The organism is Yinghuangia sp. YIM S10712 (assembly GCF_051388935.1).
Taxonomy (GTDB): domain Bacteria; phylum Actinomycetota; class Actinomycetes; order Streptomycetales; family Streptomycetaceae; genus Yinghuangia.
On record NZ_JBPKBI010000078.1, the window covers coordinates 1 to 688 of the forward strand.

The window sequence follows — 688 nt, forward strand, 5'->3', positions numbered from 1 at the left end:
ACACCCAAGCAACGGATCCAACTCGGAACACACCGCCGCAAACGCCTCCGCGAACACCGGAAACGCCCCACACAACCCCAAACCCATCCCCACCCGCTGCGCGCCTTGACCGGTGAACACCACCCCGAGCGCTCCCTCGCCGGCGACGCCGCGCACGACACCGATCGTGTCGTTGCCTTGCGCCAACGCGTCGAGCCGGGTCAGGAGTTGGTCGCGGTCGGCGCCGAGGACCACGGCCCGGTCCTCGAACACGGTTCGGGTGGTCAGCAGCGACCAGGCGACGTCGACCGGGTCGGCTGCGCCGTCGCCGCGTACGAACTCGGCAAGTGCGGCGGCCTGGTGTGTCAGTGCTCCGGCGCCGCGCCCGGATACGACCCAGGGCACGAGCCTCGGAGCCGTGTCGGCTGCGCGGTCCTGGGAGTCGGCGGGCACCGCATCGGCCTCGGCTTCCAGGATGACGTGGGTGTTGGTGCCGCTGATGCCGAACGCGGAGACGCCCGCGCGGCGTAGGCCGTCGCGCGCGGGCCATTCCCGCGCCTCGGTCAGGAGTTCGACGTCCCCGGAGGACCAGTCGGCGGCCGGGGTGGGGGCGTCGACGTGCAGGGTCTTCGGCAGCACTCCGTGGCGCATGGCCATGACGGTCTTGATGACCCCGGCCACGCCCGCCGCGGCCTGAGTGTGGCCGATG

Annotated in this window: 1 protein-coding gene; it reads right to left on the reverse strand. The window is 71.9% G+C overall.

The window, feature by feature from the left end:
- Positions 1–688: ketoacyl-synthetase C-terminal extension domain-containing protein (locus ACRX5W_RS33275; RefSeq protein WP_436792129.1), on the reverse strand; the 688-nt coding region annotated here is incomplete at both ends.